This is a genomic window from Rhodopirellula sp. UH5 (assembly GCF_056839225.1).
Genome location: NZ_CM166390.1, coordinates 5,547,503 through 5,565,443 on the forward strand (window position 1 = coordinate 5,547,503; position 17,941 = coordinate 5,565,443).

A 17,941-nucleotide genomic window follows, 5' to 3' on the forward strand; every position below is an offset into this window, starting at 1 on the left:
CTCTCAGACACGGAGCCAAAATCAGAGGAGGCGTTGCCACCGTTGGTTGGCACAACGCCATGAACCGCGTCGCATCATCGCGATGGTTGGCCAAGGCGATCGTCGGGAGGGGATTGGTCGATGCACTTTTTGCATCCCAGTTCATACCCGATCATTGCGTCGCGGCCCCTCTGCGTGAGCACCCAATGACGGCTGACCAAGGGCGGCGAGTGGCGGACGTGCTGGTTGTGGCCGCAGGCAAGTTGAGCTACCCAGTGGCCTTCATCGTCGGTGTGGAAACCAGTGATGGCTTGTGGAATGGTTTCCTCATCAGGGTTCTTCATGATACGTGTTTGCCTCGCGTGGCGGTTTAAAACAGGAGTTTGTCTGCGTGGCAACTGAAAGAGCGTGTGCTCGATCATTCCGCGATCTCTCTGCCATCGCCCAGTAGGTGGGACAGCATCCGGCGAGGGTTTTCAAGGAAGGAACGAGTCACTCGGTAATGTTCCGTTTCTTCGTAGGCGATGGGGTGGATGCCCGCATCCGCGAAAGGTGGTTGGACTCCTTGTCATAGCGGGAGCGTTCTTTTCTTCCGCTCTCTTGAACAGGTGCATTGGCATGGCGAGCCAGCCCTCTGCGTCCAGCTTCAGGCCAATGACCTCGGGTTGGTGCCGCAGAACCAAGCTCCGGAATTTGCTGGTCGAAACGAGCGATGGATCATTGTTCATGGCACGATTCTAACCGAAAACAAAAGACGCTCGCGATCGATTGCTCCACGGCAGAGGTTTTGCATTGGATCAGCGACGCGAGTCGCTCCGATGTCCGAAGATTGAGTCGGCCGGTTCTCTCGACTAAGGTTGGCCTGCCAAGGAAACGCTTGGTCGCCGATGTGTCGAAGGTTCCTTCCCCGCCTGTTTTGAACGCCATGAAATCGTTGCCGCCTGCTCTGCGCCTATCGCTCGTCCCTCTGGTTGTGGTTCTGGCGATTCTGCCCGGGGAAATCACTGCGTCTGCGATGGAGCATAACGCAGGCGCACTCGAAGAACGGGGCTCCCATCGATGGTCTCCGATCTATCTGACCGCGAATGATCTGTCGATCGCAACGGGGAAGCCTTCGCTCGTTCTGATGTCGAGTGGATCGACGCACGTTCCCGTGTGGTCTTTGTCCGGCGGCACCGTGGGGCAATCGATTGCCGGCATCGTCAACGGGCTTCCCGACGAGTGCCGCGCGGTGAAGGTCGAGATCGTGGTGACCTCCACCGACGCGGGAACCAACCCGGACGTGGAGGATGTTTATCGGGTTCACTTGTCGCAAATGGTGGACGATGCGCCGTTCACATCGCGATACGCCTTGGGCAAACCAGTGCGAACACCGCTTCCCGCCGGTCCGCTTCATTCCCGCACCATCGTTCTGGAGTCCTACTACGAAGTGGTTCCCAACGCGCCCCTGACGGTGCGGATTCAGCGGGAACCTGGCTTGCCCGGCGACACGTTCACCCGCCCCACTGGTTTGGCGGTTGTGAAGGTGACGCCCTTGAACGCTCTCGCGAAAGCTCATGTCGTGCAGGATGTGCGTGGCTACAACTCGTGGCCGATGACTCAGGCCATAGGCGACATACTGGTCTGCACCTATAGCCGGGGGTCAGCGCATTCGATCGGAGAGGACGCTCGCGCCGTGTATGCACGGACTTCGACCGATGGCGGAAAAACGTGGACGGCGGAAACGGTCGTCGCGAACACGCCTGGCTTCGGTGAAGTCACGGTCGGGAAAGGCCTGGATTCCACGGGGGCGATGCTGCTGTGGGTGCGCCGCGTCGGCAAGCAGCGACATCACGACCTCTACCGCACCACCGATGGCGTGACCTTCACGCTTGTGGCGACTCCTGAACTCGCCACACAACCGATGCAGATCACGGATGTCTTCGCGGTCCCCGAGGTGGGGTTGATGGCCTTGTGGTTCGCGGGGAACTACAGCGACAAAGCGGTTCACTCCTGGGGTGTGATGACCAGCAGCGATGACGGTGCCACCTGGACGCAGACTGCCATCGAGTCCGGGTTGTTGAAAGCAGACTGGCCCACCGAACCCTCCGCTGTTTACCTCGGCGATGGCAGGATCCTTGCTGTTGCGCGAACGGAAAGCGGGCCAGCTCAATTCCAGATGGTCTCGACGGACAACGGTGCCACGTGGACGCGCCAGCAAACCAACATCAGCGACATTTACGCCTCCACACCCAGCCTCATCCTCGACGCCGAAAACGGTTGGTTGAGTAACTATTATTACGAACGTGGCCGCGGCATCCTCCGGCGTCGAGTCGTTGATCCGGACGTTGTCTTCGACCATCCGCTGCATTGGCCCGCTTCGGAGGCAGTCGCCACCGGCAGTCCGCTTCCGTGGGATTCGGGCAACGCCAACGCCACCGTGATTGGGGACACCCACCACGTCTCCTTTTACTCTGGAAAGGCGCCTGACACAGCGGTCATGGTTTCGGAGTTGCCCGAACCCACGGCAGGAAAGATCCACCCCAGCACCAACGGTCCCAAGAGATAGGGGAACGGATCATGCCGATCCTCCACCATCGCGAACTTGATTGGTGCCCGATCGATGAGCAGTGGTCGACGGGGCGCATCCAAGTCAGAAGGCCGTGGCGATGGGTTATACTCTCATTCTTGCCTTTCCTTTGGCCGTCGTACGCTCGTTCCTGACGAGTCCGACGGTTCCCGCCCCAGCAAGGAAAATCTGCCATGTCGGATCATGCTTTCTGTCTCACGTTTTGCACCGATCCAGAGGGCGTGCACAGCCCTGCTTTCCCTGCACTTTGCATTGACGAGCCTGTCGGAGGAATCGGAGTTTCTGAGTGCGGTTTCGGAACTCGTCACAATCCAGCCAGGCGATTCGTGAATTGGTCACTTCGAATGATCATGTTGGTCGCGCTGTTGAGCGGTGGTGCTTCCTCGGCCGGTGAAACGGTTTTGCAATGGCAGTTTGATGGTGCGTCGCAACCGGGGAGTTGGCTGGGCCAACATGGAACGCTCGAAAGTGGTCCAAGACCACCGAAGTATCCCGGATTTGACCGTGGCAACATGGCGATGCCCTTCGCGGGGCATGAAGGAGCCATTTTGGTGAAGGATCACGAGCGAGGTGGTTTCACCAATGTTCGTTTTGGCAAAGGGGACACATTTGCCTTTGAAACCTGGGTGAAGTTCAAGGGCATCCGCGCAGGACAAACCGCCTATCTTCTGGGCAAGGGACGGCACCCAAAGCACGGGGAGGACTTCGCGGAGAAGAATCAGAATTACTCCGTTCGATTTCAGGGAGTGAAGGGCGGAGCCCGTTTTGGAATCCTGTTCACGAGTGAGCATCCCGAGACAAAGGATCGATTGTGGCATCGGTGGTGGAGCGAGTCCACGGTGCCTGGCACGGGCTGGCATCACGTGGCATTGCAGTTCACGTTCGGGAAAAGTGACAGCCTGTTGGCTTGGATCGACGGCAAAGCGGTCACGGGAGCATGGGATGAGAGCGGTGCGACCGATCTTCCGCCGGTGCAGGATGCGGATGATCTTGTCATCGGCACGGGCTTTACCCGAGAAGAAGGCTCCTCCTTTCAAGGCTGGTTGGATCACCTCGCAATCTATCGCGGTGAGTTGGATCCCGATGAGATGAGCCAACGCTATCAGTTTGTCCCACCACCACCACCCGTGACGCGGGAGATGGTTCCGCCGGGCAAGGTGTTGATTCAGATCAGCGAGGAGGGCGTCCCGAAATCCAATCATTGGCCCGAAGAGCCGGTCGTCACCGAGACTTACCTGGAAGAGGTCTTCGGGCTGTTCGAACTGCCGCACAAGTACGTCGCGACGGGCGTTCGGGGTGATCGGTCCAACCCATCGCATTTGCGAGCCTCGGCAGTCGTGGGGTTCCCACCGGGGAAACATCGGCTTCTGTTGCGAGGCCGTGGTGCCTGTCGTCTGTTCGTCGACGGAAAGAAATTGTTAGAGACTTCGCCTCGTCCGCACGACCCCGGAGGCTATGAGCCACTCTCGGTTCAGGACGAGTACCTTGATCTCGGGCCAGACTTCCGCTTTGCTCCCCCCGGCAATCGGGAGGCATGGTGTGAATTTGAAACGAAAGGTGGCGAGCATTTTGTCATCCTCGAAACAATGGTGGGTGGTGTCACTGGACGCAGCACGTTCCGGCCTGATGTCGGTGAGACGGTGGTTGCCATCTCACCGGAAAAAAGCGAATCATGGTGGCTGCTTTCGGGCGGGAATCGCGAAGTGCATTACACGGATGATGGATGGCAAGCATACGAAGAGGAACGTCGCTCAGTGCTCGCCAAGAGGAATGCTGTGGCTCGATCGGAACGTCGTGCGGCCAACCAGGATTACTGGAAACGCCGCCGTGCCATCGCCGCCGAGTGGCTGTCGAGCATCGACAAGGTTGCTGTGCCGGAGCTGCCCAGCGGATACCCCGCTCGGAATGCGATCGATCATTTCATTGCCGCACGGATATCAGACGTCCAACAGGAATCCGTTCGGAGTGATGCGACCAGCATCGATTACTTCAGGCAGATTCGCCCGCTGTTGGAATCACGTTGTTACGCTTGCCATCAAGGTGAAAAGGCTCAGGGGGATCTGCGTCTGGACGATCATCCGTCTGTGTTGATCGGTGGCGAATCGGACGGTCCAGCCATTGTTCCCGGCGACATCGACAGCAGCGCGTTGATTGATCGGGTCACAACGGAGGACGAGGATGTCGTGATGCCGCCCAAGGGCGATCCGTTGACGGACGAGGAAGTCTCGCTGCTTCAACGCTGGATTGAGGAGGGGGCTGTCTGGCCGCAGTTCGACGTTGACCGTTTTGAGTTGACGCCGTTGGCCGATGACTTGCAATTTCTTCGTCGGGTAACCCTGGACATCGTCGGTGTGCCCCCGACGGAATCGGAGATCATCGCATTCTGCAATGACGCCCCCGAGACACGCCGCAGTCAGGTGATTGACCGGTTGTTGGACGATCCTCGCTGGGCAGACAACTGGATGGGCTACTGGCTGGATGTTCTTGCTGAGAACCCGAACATGCTCAACCCGACATTGAACAACACCGGGCCGTTCCGCTGGTGGCTCCACGAGTCGCTGTTGGATAACAAACCTGCCGACCTGTTCGTGACCGAACTGATTCGCATGGAAGGGAGCGAGCGTTTTGGTGGTCCTGCTGGTTTCGCCACGGCGACGCAGAACGACCTGCCGATGGCTGCCAAAGGAATCATTGTCAGCTCTGCATTTCTGGGAGTCGAAATGAAATGTGCTCGCTGTCACGATTCCCCATCGCATGTTTCCTTGCAGGAAGATTTGATGCAGCTTGCGGCATCGCTCAAGCAAAAGCCGATCACGTTGCCCGAATCCAGCAGTGTGCCGATGGATCGGCTGAGTCAGGCGGGCCGCCAACCGCTGATCCAGGTGACCCTGCAACCTGGAACCGTCGTCGCGCCCGCTTGGCCGTTCGAACGCTACTGCGATGAATCGGTTGCGGATGCATTGGCTGAACGTCCCGGGAATTCGCGAGATCGACTCGCCGCGTTGATCACGGCTCCTCAGAACGAACGCTTTGCTCAGGTGATGGTCAACCGTGTTTGGCAGCGACTGATGGGGCGTGGCCTGGTTGCTGGAGTGTCCGACTGGGAAAAAAATCGTCCCACGCACCCGGCACTGCTGCGGTGGCTCGGGCACCAGTTCGTCGCGACCGGGTATGACCTCCAAGCCATCAATCGATTGATTCTCAACTCGCATGCGTACCAGCGTGCGACGGACTTGTCGCTGATCGAAACCAGTCCGCTGTTCATTTCGCCAGCACCGCGTCGATTGACGGCCGAGCAGATCGTCGACTCTGTTTTCCACGCCACCGGAACCCCGTTTGATGTGGAGGAAGTCAGTTTGGACATTGACAGTGTGCGAGCAGTGAACACGACGATCTCGCTCGGACCAGCGAGTCGTTGCTGGATGCTCACCTCGAGCTCGAACGAACGGGATCGTCCCAGTTTGTCTCTGCCACGGATCACGGCCGTCACGAGCGTGTTGAAGACCTTCGGTTGGCGAGGTGCTCGCCAGGATCCGCAGAGTCTTCGCGACACGGATTCCAACATCCTTCAGCCAGCGATTTTGGCCAACGGCGTCATGAGCACTTGGCTGACTCGGCTGAGCGACCGCCACGGAATCACATCACTCGTGCTGAAGGACCAGCCCGTTGAGCAACTGGTCGATCGCATTTTCCTTCGACTGCTGACACGGAAACCATCCGCGGAAGAGAAGGAACGGTACGTTCGCTTTCTGTCCGATGGCTACGACACACGCGTGATTCCGGAATCGAAACGCATCCAACCGACACCCGGCAAACGCGAACGCATCCGTTACGTGAGCTGGTCGAACCATGTCGATGGGCCGGCCAATACGTTGGCGGTGCAAAAGGAAGCTGACGCCCGCCGTGGCGATCCACCCACCAACGCTTTGAACGAGGACTGGCGTCTCCGCATGGAAGACATGCTGTGGGCCGTCCTGAATTCGCCGGAATGGGTTTACACACCGTAGATCCATGGAAACAGTCCAACACTGGAGTACCACGATGAAACGCCGCAACTTCATTGCTCAATCCGGCGCAATTGCTGGAGCCGCTTTGGCCAATCCCTCGGTGCTCGCATCACCGCCAGCGGTCAATCTTCCGAAGGGCAAAGCCGAGCACGTTGTGTTCATATGGCTGGGCGGAGGCATGTCTCAGATCGACACCTTCGATCCAAAGCGTCGTGGTAACTCCCAAGCCTCGCCGAAACTCGCTGGCTCGGAATACGAGGCCATCGACACCGTCGTGCCGGGAGTTCAGTTTTGCGAACACCTGCCTCGTTCGGCGAAGCTCGCCGATCGCATGACCGCCATTCGCACCGTGAATCATCACCTGGTCGACGAACACGCTTTCGGCACGAACTTTGTCCACACGGGGCGCCCCATCAGTGGAAGCACGACCTATCCGTCGATCGGTTCCATTGTCAGTCATGTGCGTGGTGCAGCGAACCCCGACGTTCCCGCTTACATGCTGATCGGTTATCCCAACGTCGCCCGTGGTCCCGGTTTCCTGGGGCCAAAGGCTGGCTACGTTTATCTGGTCGATACCGAAAGCGGGCCCGCTGGTTTCTCACGGCCGGCGGACGTGACTGCGCTTCGAGTCGATCGACGCCGTCAATTGCTCCAGCCACTGACCGACCGCGTCCCGAGCGACTCCCTGCTCTCGGAGTACCGCACTGCTCAGACCGAAGCACTGCGTTTGGCTGGGCCAGACTTCATGCGTCATTTCCGCTTGCAGGATGAGAGCGACGATCTGCGGAATGCGTATGGGGGGGAGTTCGGGCAACGATGTTTGTTGGCCCGACGCCTCGTGCAGGCTGGGGTACGATTCATCGAAGTGTCGCACAATCTGAATTTCATCAATGGAACTGGTTGGGACACTCACAACGAAGGCCAGCAGAATCAACATGTGCTGATCAAGGAACTCGACATCGCGTTGTCAGCACTCATCACGGACCTGGAACAACAGGGCATCCTGGACAAAACACTGATTGCGATCGGGACCGAGTTTGGCCGGCCAGCGGAATATGATGGTCGTGGCGGGCGCGGGCACCAAGGGACGTGTTTCAGTTTGGTTCTCGCTGGCGGGGGCCTCAACCATCAAGGGGCCTACGGCGTCACGGATGAGCTGAGTAAAAAGATCGTCGAAAAACCTGTTTCCGTTCCCGACTTCCATGCCACGATCCACGCTGCCCTTGGCATCAATCCAGGGCTCGAACTATTCGATGGGTCTCGTCCGATTCCGATTACCGATCAAGGGAAACCTGTCGCGGCGTTGTTTGGCTGAGCAATGAGCAGGGGGCAGTGTCATGCGTCCAATGATGCCTCCTCCTCGCCAAACCTCGCACCCTTGTACCCAGGCTCCGCCTGGGCACAGCCTGCCTTGGAGGCTCCTGCCTCCTGTCTCCCAAACCGGCAAGCAGAGCCTGTGGCGCATGGCGTTCCCAGGCGGGAGCCAGGGAACGAGCGGCACCCTTGTACCCAGGCTCCGCCTGGGCACACCCTGTCTTGGAGGCTCCCGCCTCCTGTCTCCCAACCCGGCAGGCAGGGCCTGCGGTGCATGACGTTCCCAGGCGGGAGCCAGGGAACGAGCAGCACGCTTGTACCCAGGCTCCGCCTGGGCACACCCTGTCTTGGAGGCTCCCGCCTCCTGTCTCCCAAACCGTCAGGCAGAGCCTGCGACGAATGGCGTTCCCAAGCGCGAGCCAGGGAACGAGCGGCACCCTTGTACCCAGGCTCCGCCTGGGCACACTCTGTCTTGGAGGCTCCCGCCTCCTGTCTCCCAACCCGGCAGGCAGGGCCTGCGGTGCATGACGTTCCCAGGCGGGAGCCAGGGAACGAGCAAACGAGCGGCACCCTTGTACCCAGGCTCCGCCTGGGCACACCCTGTCTTGGAGGCTCCTGCCTCCTGTCCCCCAACCCGGCAGGCAGAGCCTGCGACGAATGGCGTTCCCAAGCGCGAGCCTGGGAACGAGCAGCACGCTTGTACCCAGGCTCCGCCTGGGCACACTCTGTCTTGGAGGCTCCCGCCTCCTGTCCCCAACCCGGCAGGCAGAGCCTGCGGTGCATGGCGTTCCCAGGCGGGAGCCTGGGAACGAGTCGTGACGAAATGCTAGGCTGACGGAAGGTGTCCATCCTCTCGCCCAGGAAAGCAATCATGTCTCGCTCTCGATACAAGTTCGGAGAAGACTACCGGCCGTACTTCATGACCGACACCATCGTGGCTTGGTTGCCTGTCTTTTCTTACCCGGCATTCACCGACGTCATTTTCGATAGTTGGCGTTTTCTTCAAGGCGAGCGTGACATCCGAATCCTCGGATTCGTTGTCATGGAAAACCATCTTCACTGGATTGCGGTGGGCCCGCAAATTGGCAAACGCGTCGGAGAGTTCAAGTCATTCACGGCGACGAGCATCTTCCACAAGATGAAGCGGATGGGATATGAAACGTTGCTTCAAGAACTGGAGTATTTCAAACTGCGTCACAAGGTCGACCAAACGCACCAGCTATGGCAAGAAGGAAGTCATCCGCAAGTGATGGAGTCGGACGAAGTGATGTGGCAAAAGATTGAATACATGCACCACAATCCGCTGCGGCGTGGATACGTCGACGATCCGCTGCACTGGCGTTTCTCCAGTGCTAGAGCTTACGCTCGCCAGCCTTGTCTCATCAACGTTTGCACCGACTGGATGTAGCACCCTTGTACCCAGGCTCCGCCTGGGCACACCCTGTCTTGGAGGCTCCTGCCTCCTGTCTCTCCAAACCGGCAGGCAGAGCCTGCGGCGCATGGCGTACCCAGGCGGGAGCCTGGGAACGAGCGGCACCCTTGTACCCAGGCTCCGCCTGGGCACACCCTGCCTTGGAGGCTCCTGCCTCCTGTCTCCCAAACCGGCAGGCAGAGCCTGCGGCGCATGGCGTTCCCAGGCGGGAGCCTGGGAACGAGCAGCACCCTTGTACCCAGGCTCTGCCTGGGCACACTCTGTCTTGGAGGCTCCCGCCTCCTGTCTCTCCAACCCGGCAGGCAGAGCCTGCGGCGCATGGCGTTCCCAGGCGGGAGCCAGGGAACGAGAGGCACCCTTGTACCCAGGCTCCGCCTGGGCACACCCTGTCTTGGAGGCTCCTGCCTCCTGTCTCTCCAACCCGGCAGGCAGAGCCTGCGGTGCATGGCGTTCCCAGGCGGGAGCCTGGGAACGAGAGGAATGAGGAGGGCAACAGGTCGCTTGAACCGGTCACAGAGAACGAATCAAAAGACGCCGAAAACAGACGCGAGAAAGCTGGTGGTTCGAGTTGATTTCGAACGGCTTCCCCTCATCATTCGGGCTTTGGGAAGAGTGCCATCAGACTGTCGGCGAAAATCCGGTGGCCGTTGACGTTGGGATGGTTGATGTTGTTTTCCATCAGGGTGATGTAAGGGATTCCCTGTCGCCAGAGCCGACCGTAGCGAAGGGATCCTTCAGCGACCGCGATCTGGTTCTGTTGCGCAAAAGCACGAACGCCTTGGACGTAGGCGCGGGGATCGTCATCGATGTTTTGCTGGCTCGAAAACCCCATCCAGCTGGGGCGAACATAGTGCGGTGTCAGAATGATCCACTCGGCATCTCTCTCGCGGAAGTCAGCGAGGATCTTTCCGTAACGCTCCTCCACTTGCACTTCTGAAAGACCGGCATCGTTGACGAACTCCGACACGATCAGATCGGCCTGCCGGTTCAACACCTTCTCCTGGTAGTTGTGTTCGCTGCCCGGTGGCTCGCTCAGGTAGCTACCGGTATTCCGTCCGCCCCACGCCTCCGTGACCAATTCGATTTTGGCGTTTGGATAACGCGATTTCAGACGCTCCACAAACATCGATTGGTAGCGATTGAAGGTCGACACGCTGTCACCCCAAGCGAGGATTTTCAGGGGCTCTCCGGACTGGAGCTTTTTCAAAGACTCAGGCAGCAATGTATCCGCAACGGAAGAACCGTTGGCTGTTGTTTCGGGGTAGGCGGTTTCCAAGATTGGGAAGACGTGGTCCTTGCTCAACGCATCAAGGCGGGTGGGAAGGTAGATGTTCGCCAGCCGGATCTGGCCCGCATCCAAAGCCGGCGGTTCGGGCATGGAAGCATGTGGCGTTCCTTTCTTCAGCACGATCCGATGATGGCCGTCGAGCACGACTGAATCGATGCGTTGTTTGGTGTGTTGGTAGTCGATGTACACCGGTTGGTCGGGGGCGATGGCTCCCTGCGGCAACCGACCGACCGTGCCGGAGACAAGGTCAGCCTCGTAGTCGATCCCTCTTTGAAAGGTCTTGGCCGCGGGCTCCAGACCGGCTCGGACGACAACGCTGGTGGGGTCGAGCAAACCTTCGACCGTGCATTCCGCTGCGATGACTCCTTTGAGCCGAACACCCTTTCGCCAGCCCGCTGTTGTCTTGGCGTCGAAGTCGGGTAAACGATCGTGTTTCTCGTGGGTGACCGTGACGATTTCGGGACCAGCGAGTTTCAATTCAGCCGCAACCGATTGAGGTCCCGGCACGGTCACCGAGATGGTCCATGCTCCCGTCAGCCGCACCTCTGCGGGCGTCGCGACGGGGGATTCAGCCGCAACCGATGTGACGCAGCAGATCGCGATCGCTTGCACCATGAGGAGAAGGAGGGTGAGTGTCAGGGTAGGTTTCATGGGGTGACCTTCAATGCTTCCACTGGGATGACCGCGATTTCTTGGCGGCAAATGGTTCTGAGTTCTCGACCTTTTTCGACTCGCTCCGCGTCGCCTCCGTTGTTGGACTGGCCAAGGGAGGGCTTGCGATCACGCCGGATCGTGCACGGGGAGCGGCATCGTTCACGCCGACGAACGGTGCTGGCGAGGCATGGGACTGACGCCGCTCCAGTGCCATTCAGTCCTGAGTCCTTGGCTTCCGCGATGGGTTCTTTGCCTGCAGTTCGGCAAGCGTTTGGACCAGTTTCCCGGGATCATCGCACAGCAAAGATTCCGGACGATATTTTAGCAGCGGCAGAACTTTCTCGGGTGTCCCTGTCGTCGCGTCGAAATGGATCTTCGCTCCCGCCTCGCGAATCTTTGTCAGTAGCGTTGGGTCGTTTTCGATCCAAGCAATCTGAGGTCGCAAGTAATTCATGTTCGCGGATAAAAACGCCTCCATCTGCTTTTTCTGACGCAGGAAGATCAGCGTCTGGAGTTCCGGCAAGCGTTCTTTGAGTTGCTGCGATTGTTCCACGGTTCGCACGGCCGCGATCGTCCGCGCGGGTTCGCCATGGACTTTCACGGCTGCGGCAATTCGATCCGCATACGTCGCGCCTTCTTCCTTCAGGTCCAATTGGACATCGATCCGTCCACGGCAGACCTGCAGTGCTTGTTCCAGTGAAGGCACCCGTTCGGCATGGTACTCCGTTCCGAACCAAGTTCCGGCGTCCAGTGCCGCCAGTTCGTTCCAGGTCAGATCGTTGACACGCCCGCTGCCGTTGGTTGTCCGGTCCACCTTCGCATCGTGCATGATCACCAACTTGCCATCGCGCGAGGTGCGGACGTCAAGTTCGACCGCCGTTGCTCCGGCTTCCATCGCTCTTTCGATCGCTGCGATGGTGTTTTCGGGACGATCATGGCTCGATCCACGATGCGCCGAAATTCGCTGGACGGATCCGGCCGCTGCCGCCAAATCCTCTGCATGCGTTTGGGCCTCGGCCCTGCCGCACGTGGCGATTGCAAACACGGTGCAGAGCACCAGGCAACTGACAGCACCTCGTTGTTGTCTATCGTTTTGGCGTCGTGAACGCATCCCAGTGAAGGCGAGCCGATAGGAAGGCGGGGTGTTGCTCATCGTTTTGTTTCTAATTGTGCAGGGGGCTGTTGGTTGGACTGGTTCCTTCACAGGCTGGAAGCCGATGCCACTTCCCTATTGGACTGCGTCGCCTTGGCGGAGCGTCAGCAAGTATTCGATCAAGTCGGAAAGTTGTTGCTCAGTGAAGTTGGCGACGAGGCCTTCGGGCATCAGCGAGACGGATTGGGGGCGTTCCTCTTCGATGTCTGCTTCGTCGATCGTGATCTGTTGGCCGGTGGCGATGCCGAGCGTGATTTTTCCGTCTCGGCGATCGAGTACCAATCCGTTTTGGACGCGGCCGTCTTCCAGCAGAAAGGTGGTCGCGACAAAGTTGTAGTTGATCGCTCCGCTTGGGTATTGGATGTGATACAGCAGTTCTCGGTCACCGTACTTCATCCCCACGGACGCCAGATCGGGGCCGACCAACGCGCCTTCCCCGGTGACCCGGTGGCATCGCGCGCAGGCGGCGTCTTTGTGATTGGCAAACAGCTCGCGGCCTCGTTCGACGTTGCCTTGCATCGCCAGCACCGCTTGCACGTTGTGAATCTTCGCGCTGTCGCTGCCTGCCTTCACTGGAAGTTGCTCCTCAGCTGCGAGACGAATTCGACGATCGGAATGATTGTGCAGCAGGAACGACAGTTCGCTCTCCAAGTCGGCAGCAATCTTCGTCTGCTTTTGCAGCGACAAGACCGTGTTGGCTCCTTGGAAGCTCGTCGCGATCAGCTGCAAAGATCGACGTCTTGCATCCAGTGGCATGTTTTCATCAAGGAGGGCATGCAGCAGGGGGGGTTGTGCCGTGTCGTCTGCCATCGAGTGGATCGTTTCGAGCGCGGCCAAGGCAAGTCGTCCACCGCTCGGACTGCCTTGCGCATCGTCGATCAACTTGGCTGCTAACGCACGAACAGGCTGGTGCTTCATTTTTCCGAGGGACGTCAGGGCTGCCACGCGAACAACATCCTGTTGTGTGTCGTCGCCTGCAAGTTTCATCAGTGGGGCTTCGAATCCGACCAACGATGCGTTTGCGATCGACGCGATCGCGGTGATCTGGAATGCGGGCGAGTCCAAGGCATTCATGAACACCTGCCTTAGCGAATCGTCTTTGGCAAGTTCACGCCAATCGGTGGCAAGTTTGCGACCGAGTTGCCTGATGATTTCGAGTTTGCCTTCGGCGGTGACTCCATCTGCAAAGAATCGTTGGACGAGCACACGACCAGCAGCCGGGTCTGCAATTCCAGCCAGGGCAAGCGAAGCAGCTTGTTCGACCGAAGGGGATTGGTTGTGCGATAGCAGTTGCTCCATCGCAGGCAACGCTTCGCTGCGCTGAAGCACCCACGCCAAGCCAATTACGCGTGACGCCGAATTCGAGGGCGGCAATGCATCCTGAGGCCGAAGGAACGCATCGTTGGAACCAACCGGGTAAAACGGAGGCACGGCGATCGGTTGCTCATCCCACCCCGCTTGGATCGCTGTTTCAGCCAAGGTGCTGAACAGACGCGTGATGAATTCTGGCTCGCGATGGATCAAGGCGACTCGCAGAGCCTCCAGATAAAACCGGTCGCGACCGTCCCATGCAGCGGTCAACGATTGCAACGCGGCGCCGATGTCTTCGGTTGGCTGGTTCGAAATGGCGAGCAACAATGCGCGGCGCACGCCGGCGTCCGGATCGTCAACGAGGGCTAGGATTCGATCAAGGTTCTGGTTCGATTCATTGTCTCGGTCCGATTCACTGAGCAGGCTGAGTGACGTTTCGCGGATTCGCGGATCGGGATCGTGGATAGCTTCCGCCACGTCGGCTTGGCCGGTGGTTGGCAGTCCATGCAGGACATGAAGTGCTCGCGCGCGGATGACTGGGTTTGTGTCCTGGAGCAACTCCAGCAATTCATCGCGGGCTCCCGCACCTTGTCTCACCAATTGGTCACGTGCGGCCAGTCGTGCCACTGCGTTGGGTGACCGCAACGCTTCGGCCGCGTTGTCCCCGTGGAATGTCAACGTGTTCGGCTTGGTATTTTCTGCGCTGACGCGATAGATCCGCCCGGTCGTCTGATCGGAAAACCGGTTGCCACCGACTCCGGCATCGTACCAATCGCAGACGAACAGCGATCCATCGGTGGCGACGGAGACATCGACGGGGCGGAACCAGTCGTCATCGCCTTTCAGCAGCACATCGTAGTCCGATCGGAAGCCGGCCCCATGGCGAACGAGTGGGTGCGAATTGACTTGATGTGTCCCCGCATCGATCTGCAGCACCGCGCCATGATACTGTTCGGGCAACAGGCTTCCCTCGTAGACCACCAGCCCACTCGGTGACCCGTTTCCGGTTCCAACCAACTTCGGAATGATGCCGGGCAATTCTTCCGCCCAGTGCCGAGGCGAATCAGGATGCTGGTAACCGTACTCGCCGCCTTCCAGTACCCAGTACATCCGGCAACCACGATCGCCGTCATCATCGTTGTCGCTGCCAAACACGTTTCCGAAGGAATCCACCGCTGCCTCGTAGTTGTTGCGATGACCTGACGACAGAATCTTCAGTTGGGTTCCGTCGCGGTTCACGCGTAGCGTTGTGCCAACATTCGAGGACGTCACCCGTTGGCCGGATTGGTCCATGACATCCAGCGTCGGTTCGCCGGGTTTCAGTTTGTCTGCTCCGTAGCGGGCGTCGCCAACGGTGAAATACAGTTTCCCATCGGGACCGAAAGTCATCCCATGCAGTCCATGGTCGCTATCGACACCACGAAATCCAGTCAGCAGAGTGTGTCGGCGATCCGCGATGTCGTCCCCATCGGTGTCTTCCAGAACCAAGAGGTTGGGTGAATTGCCCGTGTAGACCCGCGTTCCGGTTTGAACGCCATCTTTCCAAATCTCTTCCACGGCCAGTCCCAACGGCACCGGGAAAATGTTGTCAGCGAACACGTTGACTTGGTCGGCTTTTCCGTCGCCATTGGTGTCGCTGAGGATCTTGATCTGATCCGCGTCTGCGACTCGGCTCATCGAATCGAACTCTTTCTGTTTCATTCGATAGTTGAGTCCTTCCGCAATCCAAACACGTCCGCGTGAATCGATCTCCATTGCCGTTGGGTTTCTCACCATTGGCTCGCTGGCCCAAAGAGATACTTCCATGCCTGCGGCCGGATGCAACGACTTGAGAGAGTCGGTGGGTGAGATTTGGGCGGACGCACTGCCGCAGCTGACAACGAAAAAAGACAGGCAGGCAGATCGCCAAATGGATCGCAACATGAACAGCGTCCGAGCAATGAAATGGAAGGAGGGAGGGGAGGGAATCAGGACGCGCGAGACGAGGGAGGCTTCCGTTGGTGAAACAGAATTTGAATGCCGTCCATGCCGGCGACCACAAGGGCGATGCCTCCGTCTGCGTCCAAGTCAGGGGTGCCAATTGTAATCCAGTCCGGACTTCGCCGTGATTGATCGTGGCCATCCCGTTCAGAAAGTGTTTCTCCGGACATCTCTCAATGTCCGCGTGGCTTGGCTGAAGGCTCACCACCGTCTCGGATGGACCACTCGATGCCTGCTGCTTTTTCGTCCCTTCGAATCGAATCGAATAGAATGCCTCCTTTCCAAAGTGGAAGTCGTCGCGAAAGCTATCTGTGTTCAACGTGTCAGCAGAAGTCGTTCGGCAAAAGTCGATTCACCGAAACGTGTTCACGTTCGGGTCTCGTGAACTGAGAACTGATGCTCGGTGGCTGATTCAGCCCCATGAGACCTGACCACGTGTTTGAAAATTGTTTCACTGTCCCATCCGTCTTCCAGAAGGCGATCAGCACCATGCGAATCCGAAACTGCCGTTCTTTGGCCCCCGTTTTGATTGTGGCGGCTTGCGTCGCTGTGTCGTCCACTGTTGTGCAGTCTCAAGAACCTCAAGGGGTCGCCCCAGGGGTCGAGAAGCCACTGCGGATTTCGCCCCGACCTGACAATGACCGGAACAGCGAAGGCGATTTCATCCAACTCAAGAATGGACGGCTTCAGTTGATTTACACTAAGTTCATCGGCACGAGTGACCACGCACCCGCCGAGCTCATGGCTCGGTATTCCGCTGACGGTGGCAAGACTTGGAGCGAAGAGGATGTGCCAGTTCTGGAGCGAAGGCCTGGTGAAACGAACTTGATGTCGGTTTCTCTCCTGCGTCTGCAAGACAACCGGATCGTCCTGTTTTATATCCAGAAGTATGTTGGTCCGCCGGGGACAAAGTATTCCCAACTGGACTATGTCTTGATGCGCACCAGCACTGACGAAGGAGCGACGTGGTCGGAGCCGACCTTTGTCGTGCCCAAAGACCAACCGGGTTACCGCGTGCTCAACAATGATCGCGTGATTCAGTTGAAGTCGGGGCGGCTGGTGGTGCCGCTGGCCGTTCACTATTTACCGGGCTGGGCAGGGTGGCGGAACTCGGCGCAGATCGTTTGCTATTTGTCGGACGACCTGGGGAAGACATGGCGTGCGAGCACCAGCACATTGGAATCCGAGCTGCTGGCTCAGGAACCTGGCGTGGTGGAGCTCAAAAACGGTGAGCTGATGATGTTTGTTCGCAGCAGTGATTGTCAGCTGGTCTCACATTCCAAAGACGGTGGCGAGACGTGGTCGCCGCTCCAGCGATCGAATATCGCTCAGCCGAGTGCCTCGCCGGCTTCCATTGAGCGAATTCCGTCAACCGGTGACTTGCTCTTGGTCTGGAACAACGGCGATGACCCGTTGGCAATCGTCAAGCCAGTCGGCCGGCGCCCTTTCACAGCGGCGCTCTCCGAAGACGAAGGCGTCACCTGGAAGCACATCCGAAATATCGGCACCGATCCACAGGGGTGGTATTGCTACACGGCGATCGAGTTCATCGACGATCATGTGCTGCTTGCCCATTGCGAGTACCCCGGTCTGAATTCGTTGCAAATCACTCGCTTTCCGATCCGTTGGTTGTACCAGTCAAGCGAGGTCGACAATGTGATTCCTGTCACTCCCAATGAATCTCAATAGCGCCCCTGGCTGAAGGACGCGGGTCAGGTGACACCTGGGAACCTGAGTCGGGTTGGCCAGCGAGTCGGCCGATCGGCGTGTCCGGCCAGACAAATGACCCGGACGGGCATCAGTTTGAGGGCACTGTCGGTAGTCGAAGCACCACAAAGATGCCGTAGGCCGCGGCGGATAGGGTGACCAGTTTGGCGGCGACATGGAGACTGCTAAGGATCAACGTTGATCCGACCAGCACCGTGACCATGGTGATGGCAACCACTTTCACTCCTGGTCGAACACCGCCTTGGTTGTGCCAATCACGCAGTGGGCCGCCGACGATTGGCCACGCCATTGCTTTGGCGTGCCAGCTTGGCGACACACGGATGAGGAAGTAGCACATCAGCAGGAGGAATGGCGTGGTCGGGATACCCGGTAACACGACACCAACCATGGCGAGCGCAAAGAACAGCCCGGCCAGGAACCAGTACAACCAGCGTTTGATGCCACGGGCTGGTTCGATCATCGAGGCGGTCTCAACCATCGAAAACTTTCTGCCGATCTGTTCGGATTGGGCGGGAGCGATGGCCAA

General features: G+C 58.7%; 10 protein-coding genes. 5 read left to right on the plus strand and 5 right to left on the minus strand.

The features are described 5' to 3' along the window. Window positions 1-74: 74 nt before the first annotated feature. Entirely contained in the window at window positions 75-323 is a 249-nt protein-coding gene (locus UH5x_RS19640) for a DUF3565 domain-containing protein (RefSeq protein WP_482633413.1), read from the minus strand. A gap of 581 nt (window positions 324-904) precedes the next feature. Here UH5x_RS19640 and UH5x_RS19645 point away from each other — a divergent pair. The 4 genes from UH5x_RS19645 (at window position 905) to UH5x_RS19660 (ending at window position 9,277) form a co-directional block, all read left to right on the plus strand. After that, window positions 905-2,527, plus strand: a complete 1,623-nt coding sequence (locus tag UH5x_RS19645; protein ID WP_482633414.1) for a sialidase family protein — start codon at window positions 905-907, stop codon at window positions 2,525-2,527. Between the two features lie 371 nt (window positions 2,528-2,898). Next, window positions 2,899-6,555, plus strand: a complete 3,657-nt coding sequence (locus UH5x_RS19650) for a DUF1553 domain-containing protein (protein ID WP_482633415.1) — start codon at window positions 2,899-2,901, stop codon at window positions 6,553-6,555. Window positions 6,556-6,589: 34 nt separating this feature from the next. After that, on the plus strand, window positions 6,590-7,870 hold the full coding sequence (locus UH5x_RS19655; protein WP_482633416.1) for a DUF1501 domain-containing protein: 1,281 nt from the start codon (window positions 6,590-6,592) through the stop codon (window positions 7,868-7,870). A gap of 870 nt (window positions 7,871-8,740) precedes the next feature. After that, on the plus strand, window positions 8,741-9,277 hold the full coding sequence (locus tag UH5x_RS19660; protein WP_482633417.1) for an REP-associated tyrosine transposase: 537 nt from the start codon (window positions 8,741-8,743) through the stop codon (window positions 9,275-9,277). A 616-nt stretch (window positions 9,278-9,893) separates the two neighbouring features. Here the strand turns inward: UH5x_RS19660 and UH5x_RS19665 are convergent. The 3 genes from UH5x_RS19665 to UH5x_RS19675 form a co-directional block, all read right to left on the minus strand. Then, on the minus strand, window positions 9,894-11,240 hold the full coding sequence (locus UH5x_RS19665; RefSeq protein WP_482633418.1) for an SGNH/GDSL hydrolase family protein: 1,347 nt from the start codon (window positions 11,238-11,240) through the stop codon (window positions 9,894-9,896). A 217-nt stretch (window positions 11,241-11,457) separates the two neighbouring features. After that, a complete protein-coding gene (locus tag UH5x_RS19670) occupies window positions 11,458-12,396 on the minus strand; it encodes a glycerophosphodiester phosphodiesterase (protein WP_482633419.1) in 939 nt (312 codons plus the stop codon). Between the two features lie 75 nt (window positions 12,397-12,471). Beyond that, on the minus strand, window positions 12,472-15,630 hold the full coding sequence (locus tag UH5x_RS19675; RefSeq protein ID WP_482633420.1) for a PVC-type heme-binding CxxCH protein: 3,159 nt from the start codon (window positions 15,628-15,630) through the stop codon (window positions 12,472-12,474). Window positions 15,631-16,107: 477 nt separating this feature from the next. On the opposite strand from UH5x_RS19675, the gene UH5x_RS19680 reads away from it, so the two are divergent. Next, window positions 16,108-17,376 carry a sialidase family protein gene (locus tag UH5x_RS19680; protein WP_482633421.1) on the plus strand — a complete coding sequence of 423 codons (1,269 nt, stop codon included), beginning with the start codon at window positions 16,108-16,110 and terminating at the stop codon, window positions 17,374-17,376. A gap of 109 nt (window positions 17,377-17,485) precedes the next feature. Here the strand turns inward: UH5x_RS19680 and UH5x_RS19685 are convergent, their stop codons facing one another. After that, window positions 17,486-17,941 (minus strand): YbaN family protein, encoded by a 456-nt coding sequence (locus UH5x_RS19685; RefSeq protein ID WP_236695968.1) that lies wholly within the window; start codon window positions 17,939-17,941, stop codon window positions 17,486-17,488.

Coding starts and splice junctions, on each gene's coding strand:
- UH5x_RS19640 (WP_482633413.1), bottom strand. CDS start 323: ATGAAGAACCCTGATGAGGAAACCATTCCACAAGCCATCACTGGTTTC.
- UH5x_RS19645 (WP_482633414.1), top strand. CDS start 905: ATGAAATCGTTGCCGCCTGCTCTGCGCCTATCGCTCGTCCCTCTGGTT.
- UH5x_RS19650 (WP_482633415.1), top strand. CDS start 2,899: ATGTTGGTCGCGCTGTTGAGCGGTGGTGCTTCCTCGGCCGGTGAAACG.
- UH5x_RS19655 (WP_482633416.1), top strand. CDS start 6,590: ATGAAACGCCGCAACTTCATTGCTCAATCCGGCGCAATTGCTGGAGCC.
- UH5x_RS19660 (WP_482633417.1), top strand. CDS start 8,741: ATGTCTCGCTCTCGATACAAGTTCGGAGAAGACTACCGGCCGTACTTC.
- UH5x_RS19665 (WP_482633418.1), bottom strand. CDS start 11,240: ATGAAACCTACCCTGACACTCACCCTCCTTCTCCTCATGGTGCAAGCG.
- UH5x_RS19670 (WP_482633419.1), bottom strand. CDS start 12,396: ATGAGCAACACCCCGCCTTCCTATCGGCTCGCCTTCACTGGGATGCGT.
- UH5x_RS19675 (WP_482633420.1), bottom strand. CDS start 15,630: ATGTTGCGATCCATTTGGCGATCTGCCTGCCTGTCTTTTTTCGTTGTC.
- UH5x_RS19680 (WP_482633421.1), top strand. CDS start 16,108: ATGAGACCTGACCACGTGTTTGAAAATTGTTTCACTGTCCCATCCGTC.